Origin of the sequence: Halomonas sp. (genome assembly GCF_052095695.1) — a bacterium.
Lineage (GTDB): Bacteria > Pseudomonadota > Gammaproteobacteria > Pseudomonadales > Halomonadaceae > Vreelandella.
The window spans coordinates 51,114-64,256 of record NZ_JBQDLQ010000008.1 but is presented as its reverse complement, the minus strand read 5'-3'; the positions used below and the strand labels follow the sequence as shown (position 1 = coordinate 64,256).

10 protein-coding genes are annotated in these 13,143 nt (G+C 56.0%); 5 read left to right on the top strand and 5 right to left on the bottom strand.

Annotation, left to right across the window (positions count from 1 at the left end):
* Positions 1-230: 230 nt before the first annotated feature.
* The 4 genes from ACTH5D_RS02925 to yccS all read right to left on the bottom strand — a co-directional run bounded on the left by ACTH5D_RS02925 (position 231) and on the right by yccS (position 6,818).
* Complete coding sequence (locus ACTH5D_RS02925) at positions 231-1,433, bottom strand: WD40/YVTN/BNR-like repeat-containing protein (RefSeq protein ID WP_441668206.1); 1,203 nt, start codon at positions 1,431-1,433, stop codon at positions 231-233.
* Between the two features lie 8 nt (positions 1,434-1,441).
* Positions 1,442-2,341, bottom strand: coding sequence for a hypothetical protein (locus ACTH5D_RS02920; RefSeq protein ID WP_441668204.1), 900 nt, complete (start codon positions 2,339-2,341; stop codon positions 1,442-1,444).
* Between the two features lie 2 nt (positions 2,342-2,343).
* Positions 2,344-4,482, bottom strand: a complete 2,139-nt coding sequence (locus ACTH5D_RS02915; RefSeq protein ID WP_441668202.1) for a type VI secretion system Vgr family protein — start codon at positions 4,480-4,482, stop codon at positions 2,344-2,346.
* Between the two features lie 143 nt (positions 4,483-4,625).
* Positions 4,626-6,818 carry a YccS family putative transporter gene (gene yccS / locus ACTH5D_RS02910; RefSeq protein WP_441668200.1) on the bottom strand — a complete coding sequence of 731 codons (2,193 nt, stop codon included), beginning with the start codon at positions 6,816-6,818 and terminating at the stop codon, positions 4,626-4,628.
* Positions 6,819-7,054: 236 nt separating this feature from the next.
* On the opposite strand from yccS, the gene ACTH5D_RS02905 reads away from it, so the two are divergent.
* The 5 genes from ACTH5D_RS02905 to ACTH5D_RS02885 all read left to right on the top strand — a co-directional run bounded on the left by ACTH5D_RS02905 (position 7,055) and on the right by ACTH5D_RS02885 (position 12,124).
* Positions 7,055-7,873: a DUF3100 domain-containing protein gene (locus ACTH5D_RS02905; RefSeq protein ID WP_441668198.1), complete on the top strand. Its 819-nt coding sequence runs from the start codon at positions 7,055-7,057 to the stop codon at positions 7,871-7,873.
* Positions 7,860-8,354 (top strand): hypothetical protein, encoded by a 495-nt coding sequence (locus tag ACTH5D_RS02900; protein WP_441668196.1) that lies wholly within the window; start codon positions 7,860-7,862, stop codon positions 8,352-8,354. Before ACTH5D_RS02905 ends, ACTH5D_RS02900 begins: the two co-directional genes overlap by 14 nt.
* Before the next feature lie 10 nt (positions 8,355-8,364).
* On the top strand, positions 8,365-9,522 hold the full coding sequence (locus ACTH5D_RS02895) for a M20 aminoacylase family protein (protein ID WP_441668194.1): 1,158 nt from the start codon (positions 8,365-8,367) through the stop codon (positions 9,520-9,522).
* Between the two features lie 149 nt (positions 9,523-9,671).
* Entirely contained in the window at positions 9,672-10,556 is an 885-nt protein-coding gene (locus tag ACTH5D_RS02890) for an NAD(P)-dependent oxidoreductase (protein ID WP_441668192.1), read from the top strand.
* Positions 10,556-12,124 carry an aldehyde dehydrogenase family protein gene (locus ACTH5D_RS02885; RefSeq protein ID WP_441668190.1) on the top strand — a complete coding sequence of 523 codons (1,569 nt, stop codon included), beginning with the start codon at positions 10,556-10,558 and terminating at the stop codon, positions 12,122-12,124. Before ACTH5D_RS02890 ends, ACTH5D_RS02885 begins: the two co-directional genes overlap by 1 nt.
* Here ACTH5D_RS02885 and ACTH5D_RS02880 read toward each other — a convergent pair.
* Positions 12,103-13,047, bottom strand: coding sequence for a LysR family transcriptional regulator (locus tag ACTH5D_RS02880; protein WP_441668188.1), 945 nt, complete (start codon positions 13,045-13,047; stop codon positions 12,103-12,105). The genes ACTH5D_RS02885 and ACTH5D_RS02880 overlap by 22 nt on opposite strands.
* Positions 13,048-13,143: the final 96 nt, after the last annotated feature.

The window sequence follows — 13,143 nt, the reverse complement described above, 5'->3', positions numbered from 1 at the left end:
CGCCGACCTTGAGCGCGATGCGGACCTGTTAGAGCGCGTTACCGCCATGGCCCAGGCGCTGCAAGGCAACGCAGACGTCACCGCTGTACTGGTACGCCGTTGGCTGGGTGAAGCCGCGGGCCGCTATGGGCAGGTGTGAGCCGTTATTTTACATGTTCAGGGCTTAAAGTGACCGTTACACTATTTCCCGACGTGTTCATGTTGCTTAGATGGTTATAGTGCTGATTTATTTAAGGAATCTCGCGGCGATAAAGTGAGTAGCCTGCTACACGCCAGCGCTCGCCTGTGCGGGTGTCATAGTAGCCGCCCTGAGCGCTGCGGCCTTCATCCTCTATGCGCCAGTCGGCACCGCCATCGTAGCTAATCGCAGTCACGTCCTTGCCCAGCAGGCTGCCTTCGTTAACACCATCAAATAGCAAGCCTTCTTCTGGCGTTATGTATAAAGCATAGCCCACCAAGTCACTGTCAAATTCATGCAGCTCAGCCAGTCGGTCGCCATTCCAGTGCCAGATCGACGTAGGATGATTCACCAACTGTTCCTTGGGCATCAGCGACTTAGGGCGGCCTTTTCGGGCTAAAATATACACCTCGCCTTGCTCGGTGGCGGCAATATCATTAACGCCGTAATCACCTATCGCCACGTCGAAGGTGGGTTCGGTCTCGCCCCAAGGCAGCGAGTAGATCACGCTTTCGCCACGGGTTTGATCGAAGAACGCCATACGCAGCACGTTATCCTGACCGAGGGCGACTAAATCGAAACGCCGCCGTTCATTTTCTGGATCACGTGCTGCCGTTGGCACAGGGATCTCCTCCCAGTGTTCGCCGCCATCTTCGGTACGCCATACATGGGGACCCCAACCAATCAGATAGCCACGCTGGGCATCGATAAACCTCAGGGCTGAAATATTTTGATCTTCAGGCCAGCGTACTTTTTCCCAAGATTCACCCTGGTCGGTAGATTTAAACAGTTGAGTCGCCTGAGGGTGATAGCGCTCACCAGCAGGCTTATTAGCAGTACGGTCTGACCAGCCTGTTGCTAGATATAAGGTATTCCAATCTGGAGATAGCCACCAGTCGGCCTGTTGAGCAGGCTCTTCAAAGCGCCGCTCAACGCCCTCTTCAAGCGAACCCGCGAGGATACGCACCGTGCGGCGGTTAGCTCGTTCAGCGGGGCTGGCCATCCAGCGCTCGCTGTACTCAAGCTTAACATTCGCGGCTACTTCTTCATCTGTTCGATGCTTGAAAGTAGTCTCAGGATTCGTGAGCTTCATTGACAAGATTTGCTCATTACGCATCCGAAAATCCCCCGGCCCATAAGGGGTATCTTCCTGCATAAAATCGTTACTAATGCGCTCCCACATGCCACCACTCCCTATCACGTATCCTGCTATCAAAATGACCAATATTGCTGCTGCCCACTGATATCGGCGCATAGTGGCTCCTAGCGTATATGATTCATCAGCCGCGAAAGCGCCTGCTCCACAGCACTGAGCCCCTCATTCGCCGCCTCGGCCGCCGCTTGTGCTCGGCTTGAGACAGCATCCTTGGCACTGTTAGCTTTGTCCCAGCCGACTTCAACAGCGCTGGCCCAAGCCTGCTTCCACGTCTCGCCATCCAGCCACTCTTCAGCATTGGGCTGGGTGCCAATTCGCATCAGGTCGGAGAGCGGTAAGTCAGCAAGGCCCGCATCAAGATAGGCCGGCACATGGGTATTGAAAGCAAAAGTTTTGAAGGTAACGGGATCGACTTCCAGCTCATATTGAGTGACCTCCATCTGCATGGTGCGATTGGGGTAGCGGCGGCAGACCACCGTTAGTTCATCACCGTCCATATTATCGTCAAGGCCACTCTCTATGTTTTCTTGCAGATTAAATCTGGCTTGATCTAACCAGCGTTGTCCATCAGTACTCAAACGGGGTCTTAACCGCTCTCCATAGGTGTAGCAGTAATAATACCCGTAGCTGATGTAATAATCCGGTGGCAGATGCCCGCAGCCGATATGGCGCATCATAAAATTGGCGTGCCGTGACCAGTGTGCATGGGCACTATTGGGAGCTATTAACACATCGCGGTTGGCCAGAAGGCGTCGCACTACGTCAATATCATCGAAAGGGTTCCATCGGGTGGCCCAGGCTCTAAGGGCCTCCCAGCTTGCCACACCGCTTTTATCAATAAACTCATCGTGCAAAGGGTGATAATACCATTCGCAGTTGCCCAAAAAGCTCTCATTTGTTGGGGGCACCTGCTTGTTACAGATATGTAGGTTAACAGCGACAGATTGTGTGTCGTCGGTGGGAGTGTAAGCTGCGTCAGCCGCGCCTAGAACCTCATTCGCAGACATGCTTAGTCTCCCAAAATATCGATATGCAGGCGGCCTGGCACATCGCTTTCCATAGGCCCGGTTTCACCCAGTTCATTTGTGCGCCCTTCTTTGATGACATTGCCCTGAGCATCGGTAATGCGGTAGCGCACATTCGCGGCGGGTATCTCTGTACCACTCCACATGGCGACGAATGTCTGGTTATAGTTACCCACACTACTTTCACCACCACGAGGCCGTAAAGGGGCTAAAACCGCCTGCCCTGCGCCGAAGCCAGGGCTGCCACCTGAGTTGATTTTAACCTGGGGGCCTACGATGGTGACGCCACTAGGATCCAGCTTGACGAAACTACCGCCGGCTTTAAGGGTGATCTCGGCCCCGGCATCTATCACCGTTTTGCTGCCTGCCTTGTGATGGACTTCCTGCCCGGCTTCCAGCAGATGTGCTTGGCCAATTTTCTCGTGGCGAGTGCCGTCGATCATCAGGTGGTCGTCGCCGTCTACCTGGGTGTAGCGGTTGTTATGCACCGTGTGGTGATCGTCGTTGTCGATCTCGCTGATGCGATCGTTGTGCACTTTAAGGTGGCTGTCGTTTTGAATTTCTTCAGTGCGGTCGTTAAGCGTTAGCAGCTCCAGGTCTTTCTGGGCATGCAGCCAAATCTGCTCTTCGCCCGCTTCGTCTTCGAAACGCAGCTCGTTGAAGCCTTCGGCTTTGTGGCTCTGGGTGCGGATGACCGTGCGGGTTTTGTGCTCCGGCAGTGGGTACGGCGCGGTGTTGACTGCGTGATAGGTACGCCCGGTGACCAGCGGCTGATCGGGGTCGCCTTCCAGGAAGGAAACGATGACCTCATGGCCAATACGCGGAATGGCGATGCTGCCATAACCGCCGCCTGCCCAGCCTTGGGCGACGCGTACCCAGCAACTGGCCGTGTCATTGGGTTCGGCGTAGCGGTCCCAGGGGAACTGCACTTTGACCCGGCCGTGCTCGTCGCAGTGGATCTCTTCGCCTTCTGGGCCGACCACAAAGGCTACTTGAGGGCCATCCACGCGGGGTTTGGGATTGAGAGTGGCCCGCCAGGGAGTGTCGCCTGGCGTTAACGTGACGTGGTTAATATAGCGAGTCATACCCCCTGATTCGCTAACGCTGATACTGTCTTCTTCCAGCGCCTGAGGCTGCTCGCCGTGGTGAATAACGCTGATTGCCTGCCAATCACGGTTGAGGCTGTCAGTATCGTGATCGGTGAGTGTAAAGCGCAGGCCAGGCGCGAGCTCGGGAAGATCACTTTCGGCATTGGCGGTGATGGCCTCGCGGCGCAGCTGCTCCAGGCGAATACGGGCAAACGCTTCACCGGAGGCGTCCTGCTTATAGCGGCCGGGGTAATCAAAATGTTCGTAGTCAGACTGCTGACCGTGGGCCTCAATATCGCGTCCTAAGTGCTCGTGTAGATGGGCATAAGCTGGATTCTTGAAGCTGTAGTCCTTGAGGGTGGCAGAGGCCGCAGCGACGCGGGCCTTTTGACTCAGCTTGCGTACATGGCGGCTAGGAGCCGTGCCCCCCGCTCGGCTGTGATAAGTGCGCTCGCCAAGGCTCGTTAGCACTTGCGGGTCGTCGGCAAAGATCAGCCGGTGGGCGCCGCCATCGGTGTCTTCAAATTCATGGAAGTAGAACAAGCCTTCTTCAGCCGCTAGACGCTCGATAAAGGCGAGATCTGTCTCGCGATATTGAACGCAGTACTCGCGCTCAGGAAGATCACGGTTCACCGCAAAGGCCACATCGGTGATGTCGCGCTCATCGCACAGGGTATTGATGATAGTGAGCGGGTCGGTCTTCTGGAAAATCCGCGAGTTCTGGCGTAGCGAAAGCCGCCAGAGCGCGGGGCGCAGCACCAGCGAGTAAAAAGTGCGCCGGTGGCCGCGGTCGCCTCGACCAAATTCAGCGATGATACCGTGCACGCGGCGCAGCGGTTCGCCATCCTGCCAAATAGTCAGGGTAGCTTCGCTATCAAGGAGATCGACGGCGTCTAGGCTGCCATCGCGGCTAGCCAGAGTCAGCGCCAGTTCAAAGGGCTGGGAGAGCGCTTCGCGATGGGTGAAGTCAATCACCGCGATATCATCAACGCCGGGTAGCGTTAGAGTGAACTGCAGTCCTGTACCATCTGCCATCGCAACGCTTCCTGGGTGAGTTAAAAACTCATAAACCGATTAGGATAACGGTGTTAAGGCAAAGGGCAACCCCGCGAGGGCCCGCGGTGTCAATGGCTTACATGGGTGTAAGATATTGCTTACACGTACTCGTTATGGGAAGGCTATTTACTGACCGCAAGGGCGGTATTGGTTAACCGATTAGCAGCCTCGCCCAGCGGTGCTAGCTGTTCAGCAATTAGGCGCAGCTGGCTCTGAATAGGGCGATACAGGGCGACGGTTTGTTCGTCTGCGCTAGCGGCGTTTTGCTCCTCTAATTGCGCTAATAGCGCGGCCGTTTGGTCTGTCAGTATTTCTACCGGCTGGCGTTTGTTTAGCTGTTCTGCGATATGGCCTAACAGCTCGCCAATGCGTGTTGCTACCGGCACTAGCGTGGCATCGTCTTCATCATCGGCCAACTGATGACGATGGGCACCTAAGGCCGAGAGGTGGCTGAGCAGCGTGTTGGAACGCACTAGAAAACGCAGGCCGTTGTCTGCATCCAGTTTCCGGTAGTGGCCGGGCTCGTGGAGCATGTTGGTGAGCAGTGTGGAAAGCGCGGCATCGGCATTGTGGGCATTGCGTCGCGCCAAGCGGTAGGCCAAGCCATCCTGCTTGCCTTCCTCGTACTGGTGGATAATCTCTTCAAGGTAGCGGCGATGGCCGTTCAGCGCGTTGGCGGCCTCGCGGTAAAGCCCGCGGCCCTGCCAGTCGGGCAGAATAAAAAATACCGCTAATCCTGCAATCACCGAGCCAATCAAGGTATCGAAAAGACGCGGCAAGATAAGATTAAAGCCATCGCCTACTTGGTTGAAGCTGCAGAGCACCAGCAGCGTGATAGAGGCGGTTGCGATAACATAGTGTTTTTCGCGGTTGGCAAAGAACGATACCCCCGCAGCCACGGCTATCATGCTTTGCACTAGCGGGTGCGGAAAGAGGCTGATCGACGCCCAGCCCACTGTCAGGCCCAATACCGTGCCCATAATCCGTTGCGATAAAAACCGACGCGTGGTGGCAAAGTTAGGCCGGCACACAAACAGCGTCGTGAGCAGAATCCAGAAGCCCTGTTCAGGATCAATCCATTGCAATAACCCATAGCCTGCCATCAGCGCGATGGATAGCCGCACCGCGTGGCGAAAGGTGGGTGAACCCAGGGTGAAGTTCAGGCGCACCCGCTTCCATGCTTCTAGCACGCTAGAAGGAGAGCGATCATAGAGCGCGCTATCGCGCCGCTCTTCGCTGGCATCGGGATTGTGCGCGCTGGCAAGCTGGGTTTCTAACGTCGCTAAGTTGTCGGCGAGGGCACTCAGCGGATAAAGCAGCGGGCGCCATTCTGGCCTGCCCCGGTCGCGCAGATTCTCAATGGAGGCGTGTAGGTCGGCCAAGGCTTCTTCGCTCTGTTGGTGATCAAACGGCCGGTTGAGCAGCAGTGACTTGGCCAGCTGGCGGCAGGAACGGCCCTGTTGGTCTAGCAGTCGTTGGCAGCGAAACAGCACGTCATGATGGAAAAAGGCCTTGCTGAGCGCGCTATAGGGATAGTGGGTTGAGCTGGCGCGTTCATGAATATCCTGGGCGATAAAGTAGATACGCAGGTAGCGGTTTAGCCGGCGGTCGCCGCGCTGGCCCTCTAGGCGGCGAAAAATCATTTCTTTGGCTTGATTGAGCGCGTCAACGACGTTGCCGTTCTGGCGGGCCAGCGCCAACCTGCGTACTTCGACATCAACGCCACGCACGGGCTCAAACAGCGCGGATTTCAAGATGAGAAACTCGCCCAGCGCCTTGTAGACTCGGGCCATACTCTGCTTTACCGGCTGGCGCGAAAACAGCGCACACCACACCACCGAAATTAATCCATACCACACCGCCCCGCCGAGCAGGAGAAGTTGGCGTGCGGCCACGTCTGCGTCTACGCCGCCATGCTGTTCGATGTTGATCATTGAATAAATCGACAGGATGAGCGTGCCCGAAGCAATGGTGGCGTAACGCTGCCCAATAGCGCCGAGCATAATGAGCGTGAACGTAGAAACACCCAGCCCAAGGACAAATAGCCAGGGCCAGGGGAACAGCCATTGAACGATAAATGATGCCGATGTAAAGCAGACCAACGTCACGATGAGGGCTTGAAAACGCCCCTGCCAGCTGTCGTCGGTTTCAGAAAGCGCGCAGGCGATAATCCCCAAAAATAGTGGAATGACTAACGCTATATCGCCAGACAGGCCGCTCAACAGCAGAGCGCCGCTGAACGCTATAAAAACGCGCAGGCTGTAAGCAAATTTATCCAGGGTCCAAAGGCGCCGCAACGGCAGTGAAAGTGGCATAGCGTCTCTTATTGGCGGTTATTAGACTTTGGTATAGTTTAGTCAGTATAGAGCGTTACAGAGGCGTGTGTCGCTAACAGTTCAATCAACGTTTAATCAATTTTTTCATATTATGTAGGCGTATTGTGATTGATCCAGCGGCAGGACGTTCTAAAAAATAGCGCACTAAACTCCTATGATTAGAACACTAACCTTTCGATACTCACAGTGACTCTAAAAAAAACAGGATCATTCCAATGGATCTCAAGCTGTTGCTGAACTGGCGTCTTCACCTGATGGTGATAGTCACGTCGATGTTTGCTGAGTGGATAGGCATCGTGCGAATTCCGCTTGGGCCTGGAACACTGCTGTTATTGCCGCTGCTATACGCGTTTGTGATTGGCGTTTTGTTTAACCCTCATCTGTTTTCGGGCATGGGTAAGGTTATTCCCAAGCCGGTCAGCAATGCAGCCGGGCCGATCATTTTGATCGCGATCCTGCCGTTCATTGCTAAATTTGGTTCTACCATTGGCCCGGCGATTGATCAGATCATCGCTGCAGGCCCCGCGCTGATACTTCAAGAACTGGGTAATCTGGGCACCATGCTGATAGCGCTGCCCTTTGCAGTACTGGTTCTCAAAATGGGCCGGGAGGCGATTGGTGCGACTTACTCTATCGCTCGTGAACCCAATATTGCCATTATTTCAGACCGTTACGGGCTAAGAAGCCCGGAAGGTATCGGCATTATGGGCGTTTACGTAGTGGGGACCATGTTCGGAACGCTCTACTTCGCCTTGCTAGCCGGCTACATCGCCTCGCTGGATATTCTTGATATTCGCGCCTTAGCCATGGCGTGTGGCGTGGGCAGCGGCAGTATGGTGGCGGCATGCTCGGCGGCGTTAGCTGAAGCGGTGCCTGCTTCCAGAGATGAGCTGCTGGCCTTTGCAGGGGCAAGTAACCTGCTGACTTATGCCACTGGCCTGTATGTTTCACTGTTTATCGCACTGCCGGTAACCGAGTGGATGTACAAGCGCCTAAAAGGTTTGCGCCAGGAGGCCCGCCATGAAAACTCATGAAACTAGCGTTGATAGCTTTGACGCTGAAGCATTAAAAGAGCTGCGCCCTGAAAATCAGCTGGGCAAGACAGCATTGGTACTAGCGGCGGTGTGTGTCGCTGCCTGGTTTAGCAATGTGGTCAACGGTGCGCCGTTATTAGACGCGCTACCCGGCATGCTGATTTTGTATGTCATGGTCATTATTGGCTTAGTGATGGGGCGGCTTTGTCCCTTTTACCTACCTAGCGTTGCGTGGGTGTCATTGATTAGCATCATTGCAACGCTGCCAGTGTTTCCCGGTAGTGGGTGGATTATCGCGCAGTTAGCCGCAGTGAACTTCCTGGCGGTGGTTACGCCCGTGTTGGCTTATGCAGGGTTGGCGCTTACCGGGCGTGAATTTGCCATGTTCAAGCAGGCCGGTTGGAAGCTGGTGATTGTGTCGCTGTTAGTCTTCACCGGTACCTTTATTGGTTCAGCGGTGGTTGCTCACATAATGCTTTAAGGAGAGTAGGATGACGGCCTCAATTCGTTTGCCCGAAAGCGCAGAATTAAGCGCCTGGCGTCACGATTTTCACCAGCACCCTGAAACCGCTTTTGAAGAGCATCGCACCAGTGCGCGTATTGCCACACTGCTGACCGAGTGGGGTTATGAAGTGACCACGGGGCTCGCGGGCACTGGCGTAGTTGCTGCGCTGGATGGTCAGCGCGGTGAAGGCAAAACCATTGGCCTGCGGGCGGATATCGATGCGCTGGACATTCTTGAAGAGACGTCGCTTGCGTACGCCTCTCAAACGCCGGGCAAGATGCACGCCTGCGGCCACGACGGCCACACCACTATGCTGCTGGGTGCCGCCTGGGCATTAAAGCAGCAGCCGGACTTTAAAGGTCGCGTGGTGTTTATTTTCCAGCCCGCCGAAGAAAGTGCAGGCGGTGGGCGCGTGATGGTAGAAGACGGGTTATTTGAGCGCTTTCCCATGGATGCCGTGTACGGCCTGCATAATTGGCCAGGGCTGCCGGTGGGTGTTGCGGCGGTGCATGATACCGATGTGATGGCGGCCTTTGATATTTTCAGCTTAACGTTGACCGGAAAAGGCTGCCACGCGGCCATGCCACACCTGGGTATCGATACGGTGTTAGCCAGCTGTCAGTTGGTTAGCCAGCTGCAAGGATTAGTGAGCCGCGAAACGCCACCCAATCAGTCTGCCGTGTTGAGTATTACCAGCATGCATGCCGGGGATACTTTCAACGTGATCCCTGAGCGGGTAGAGCTGCGCGGCACATTGCGCTGTTTTGATATGGCGCTTAAAGAACACCTTGAGGCGCGCTTTAAGCAGGCGATTGCAAGTTCGGCAGAGTTTCACGGCTTAACCGTTGAGCTGGATTACCAGCGCTGCTACCCCGCCACTATCAATACCCCAGAGCATGCCCAGCACTGTGCCACGGTGCTGGCAAACCTGTTGGGTGAAGAAAGCGTGCTGCGTAATCCGCCGCCGAGCATGGCCTCTGAAGATTTCTCGTTTCTGCTCGCCGAACGGCCGGGAGCTTACATTTGGATGGGCAACGGTGAGGATTCCGCCTCGTTGCACAATCCTCACTACGACTTTAACGACACGCTGCTTCCGCTAGGCACGCGTTACTGGGTAGAGCTGGTGCGCGCGCTGCTTGTCTAAAGCAGACGTTAACCGCTAAACGCTCTTTTTAAGCATCTGCGTTATTCGCTCTTCTATGCCCGATGGGTAGGGGAGCGGCTACGCCCAATTTCTACGTTGAGCCTCTTTACGCGGCACATTGCTTAGTAGAGGCGCTTAGGAGTTTTACTATGTTAACCATTACGGTGATTGGCCTGGGGCAGATGGGCGGCAATATGGCGCTCACCCTTAAAGCCGCAGGCTTTACAGTAACAGGCAGCGACGTGTTTGAATCTGCGCGGTCGCGGCTGGCTGAACAAGGGTTAGCCGTCGTAGCACCTGAGGCACTGCCCGCCAGCGACGTGTATCTGCTGTCGTTGCCCACGTCCGCTCATGTGCGTGAAGTTATCGAGCACTCGCCGGGGCTACTCAAGCTGGCGCCTAAGGGTAGCGTGATTGTCGATACATCCACCAGCGACCCCGTGGTTAGCCGAGAACTGGCTGAGAAGGTCATTGCTGCGGGCCTTCACTGGTTGGATGCGCCGGTAAGCGGGGGGCCGAAAGGTGCCGCTAGCGGCAAGCTGGGCATGCTCCTCGGGGGGGGCACCGCCACCATCGAACGCGTTAATCCGATGCTGGAAGCAATGTCGGCTAAGCGCACCCACGTGGGCGGCCCAGGCTGTGGCCACGTTGTTAAACTCGCTAATAATTACCTGTGTGCCGCGCACTTGCTAACCACCGCTGAGGCGGTGGCCATGGCGACGAAAGCCGGCGTTGACCCCGCGGCCTGCTTAGCCGGGATTAATAGTGGCTCTGGCCGAAGCGCAGTGAGTGAAGTGAATTTTCCTGAGTGGGTGTTGAGCGAGCGTTTTGATTCTGGGTTTACCACCGGCCTGATGCGTAAAGATTTGCGTTTGGCGCGGGATGCTGCTGAGCAGCTCAATATTCCTCTGAGTCTGCTCAACGCCGTTGTCGATGCCTGGCACGCGAATGCTGATCACCCGACTGACAGCGATGACTTTAACCATATTGCGACACCCATTTTAGCGCGTGCCACGCAGACGGAGGAAAAGTGATGACGTCACTTAATCAACTCGCCCGTGAACGCCTTGCCGAACTGCTTGAAGGTTTTGGTTTGGCGGCTGACACGCCGCTGAGTAATTGGGTTGATGGCGGCTTAATGGCGGGTGTCGGCGAGCAAATTACCCTGACTAATCCTGCCACTGGCGAAGCGCTGGTCAGCTATCACGATGCGGGCGCTACGCTGATTGAGCGTGCCGCCCAAGCGGCGGCGCGTGGGCAGCAGGAATGGATGGCGCTAACCGCCAGCGAGCGTGGTCGACGCATGCATGCTGCGCTGCGTGGCTTAGAAGGCCATGAAGAGGCGCTGGCGCAGTTGGAAAGTGTTGTTGCCGGTAAGCCGATTCGCGACTGCCGCGCTGAAGTGGGAAAAGTACGTGAGATGTTTGAATATTACGCGGGCTGGTGCGACAAACAGCATGGCGAAGTGATTCCTGTGCCGACATCGCATCTTAACTACGTGCGTCACGTACCTTATGGCGTAGTAGGGCAAATTACCCCGTGGAACGCGCCGATGTTTACCTGCGCCTGGCAGCTGGCCCCGGCCATTGCGGCGGGCAATGGCGCGGTATTGAAGCCTTCTGAGCTAACGCCCTTTTCATCGGTGGTGATTGCAATGCTGCTTGAAACCGGTGGGCTAGAGCAATCACAAAGGCTGCCCAAAGGCCTGATTAATATTGTTAACGGGCTGGGTAAAACCACCGGCGCGGCGTTAACCGATCACCCCACCATCAGTAAGCTGGTGTTTGTTGGCTCACCTCAGAGCGGGCGTATGATTGCTGAAGCGGGCGCACGGCGCTTAGTGCCCAGCGTATTAGAGCTTGGCGGGAAGTCGGCCAACATCGTCTTTGCCGATGCTAAGTTGGATGAAGCCGTCGCGGGCGCTCAAGCCGCCATTTTTGCCGCCGCCGGGCAAAGCTGCGTGGCGGGCTCACGGCTATTGATTGAGCGCTCGGTATTTGAGCAGGTCACCACGCGCTTGGCGCGCGCTGCAGAGCAGATCGAGGTCGGGCTGCCCAGCGAGGAAGCGACCCGCATGGGACCACTGCAAAATCGCCGTCAGTTTGATCAGGTTATCCGCATGGTTGATGCAGCCGTGGCCGCTGGCGCGCGGCTATTAACGGGCGGTAAGCGTCCTGCGGGCTTGTCTGAGGAAGCACAAGGTTACTTCATCGCCCCAACGGTTTTGGTCGACGTAACGCCCGATATGGAAATCGCCCAGCAGGAGGTCTTTGGCCCCGTGCTGATCGCCATGGCCTTTGACGATGAAGCCGAGGCTATTCACTTAGCCAATGAAACGCGTTTTGGTCTGGCCGGTGCGGTATGGAGCCAGGATGTGGCAAGAGCACATCGCGTGGCAGGGCAACTGCGTGCAGGCACGGTGTGGATCAACAGCTACAAAGCGATCAGCGTCATGTCGCCGTTTGGAGGCTTTGGTGATAGCGGTTTTGGCCGGTCTAGCGGTCTGGATGGCCTGCGTGAATACACCGTGCCGCAAAGCGTGTGGGTGGAAACTGCGACACAGGCAAGCGTTGCCTTTGGCTATGGAAGCGGTGTTGGTTGAGTGCTCGCCGAGCTAGAGTCTTGAAACGCCTGCATCCAGCGCTGTAAATGGCGCAGCAAGAGAATGCTGGCTTTGGGCTGTTGGCGACCCACGCGGGTGACCATGTGCGCGTGGGAGCGCTGAAATAATGGGTTATCGACCGGCCGCGCGACGAGCGTACCTGCTTCTAAATCATGGGCGACGGCGAAGGCTGGCAGTAGAGTGATGCCCATGCCGCTGCGCACATACTGTGCCAACACCACCATTGAATTAGTGTTCATGGCCAGCTGTGGAACAATCCGCGCCTGTTGAAAAGCTTGATCAACCATTTGACGTACGCCATGGCTGATATCCCACATGGCCATCGGCTGGGCGCTGAGCTGAATAAGTGAGAGTGGCGTGGTTTGTTGGGCGAGAGGGTGGTCGGGAGATAAAATAGCCATCAGCGGCTGAGAGCTAGATGCCCAAAAGCGTAGCTGGGGGTGAGTGCGTTCGTGGAACATTAAACCGATATGGCTGTGGTTGCCGACCACGGCTTCAATAATGCCCGAAGTGCCTGCAATATGGATATCCAGCTGAATGCCCGCATAAAGCTGGGTAAATTCGTGTAGCGGAGACGCCACTAGGTCGCTAACAAAACCCTCACCCACGGTGAGTGAAATTTTGCCGGTTTCCATACGCTGATAAGATTCAAGTGAGGCGATAAAGCCTTCATCAAGAGCCCCGCGGCGCTCGCAGTACTCAAGCAACATCTCACCCACCGGCGTGGGTGAAATGCCGTCACGCTGACGCTCCATGAGGGTCGCCCCCAAGGCTTCTTCCAGCAATGAAATTTGCCGGCTAACCGCCGAGGGAGCAATGTCCAAGCGAGCCGCTGCACGGCGCACCGAGCCAGACTCCAGGGTAACGCGGAAGTACACTAAGCGTTGATGGGGTATATCCATCGAGAGCTGTTATACCTCTGCGCTGATTTGGCTAAATGCGCTTAGCCAGAACCGTTACCCAATACCGCTCGGTTGGCTCTAAGCCGATAGTCCTTA

Bases quoted from the DNA above. Each gene is read 5' to 3' on its own strand.
- yccS (WP_441668200.1), bottom strand. From the start codon at position 6,818: ATGCCACTTTCACTGCCGTTGCGGCGCCTTTGGACCCTGGATAAATTT.
- ACTH5D_RS02890 (WP_441668192.1), top strand. From the start codon at position 9,672: ATGTTAACCATTACGGTGATTGGCCTGGGGCAGATGGGCGGCAATATG.
- ACTH5D_RS02895 (WP_441668194.1), top strand. From the start codon at position 8,365: ATGACGGCCTCAATTCGTTTGCCCGAAAGCGCAGAATTAAGCGCCTGG.
- ACTH5D_RS02900 (WP_441668196.1), top strand. From the start codon at position 7,860: ATGAAAACTCATGAAACTAGCGTTGATAGCTTTGACGCTGAAGCATTA.
- ACTH5D_RS02925 (WP_441668206.1), bottom strand. From the start codon at position 1,433: ATGCGCCGATATCAGTGGGCAGCAGCAATATTGGTCATTTTGATAGCA.
- ACTH5D_RS02920 (WP_441668204.1), bottom strand. From the start codon at position 2,341: ATGTCTGCGAATGAGGTTCTAGGCGCGGCTGACGCAGCTTACACTCCC.
- ACTH5D_RS02885 (WP_441668190.1), top strand. From the start codon at position 10,556: ATGACGTCACTTAATCAACTCGCCCGTGAACGCCTTGCCGAACTGCTT.
- ACTH5D_RS02915 (WP_441668202.1), bottom strand. From the start codon at position 4,482: ATGGCAGATGGTACAGGACTGCAGTTCACTCTAACGCTACCCGGCGTT.
- ACTH5D_RS02905 (WP_441668198.1), top strand. From the start codon at position 7,055: ATGGATCTCAAGCTGTTGCTGAACTGGCGTCTTCACCTGATGGTGATA.
- ACTH5D_RS02880 (WP_441668188.1), bottom strand. From the start codon at position 13,047: ATGGATATACCCCATCAACGCTTAGTGTACTTCCGCGTTACCCTGGAG.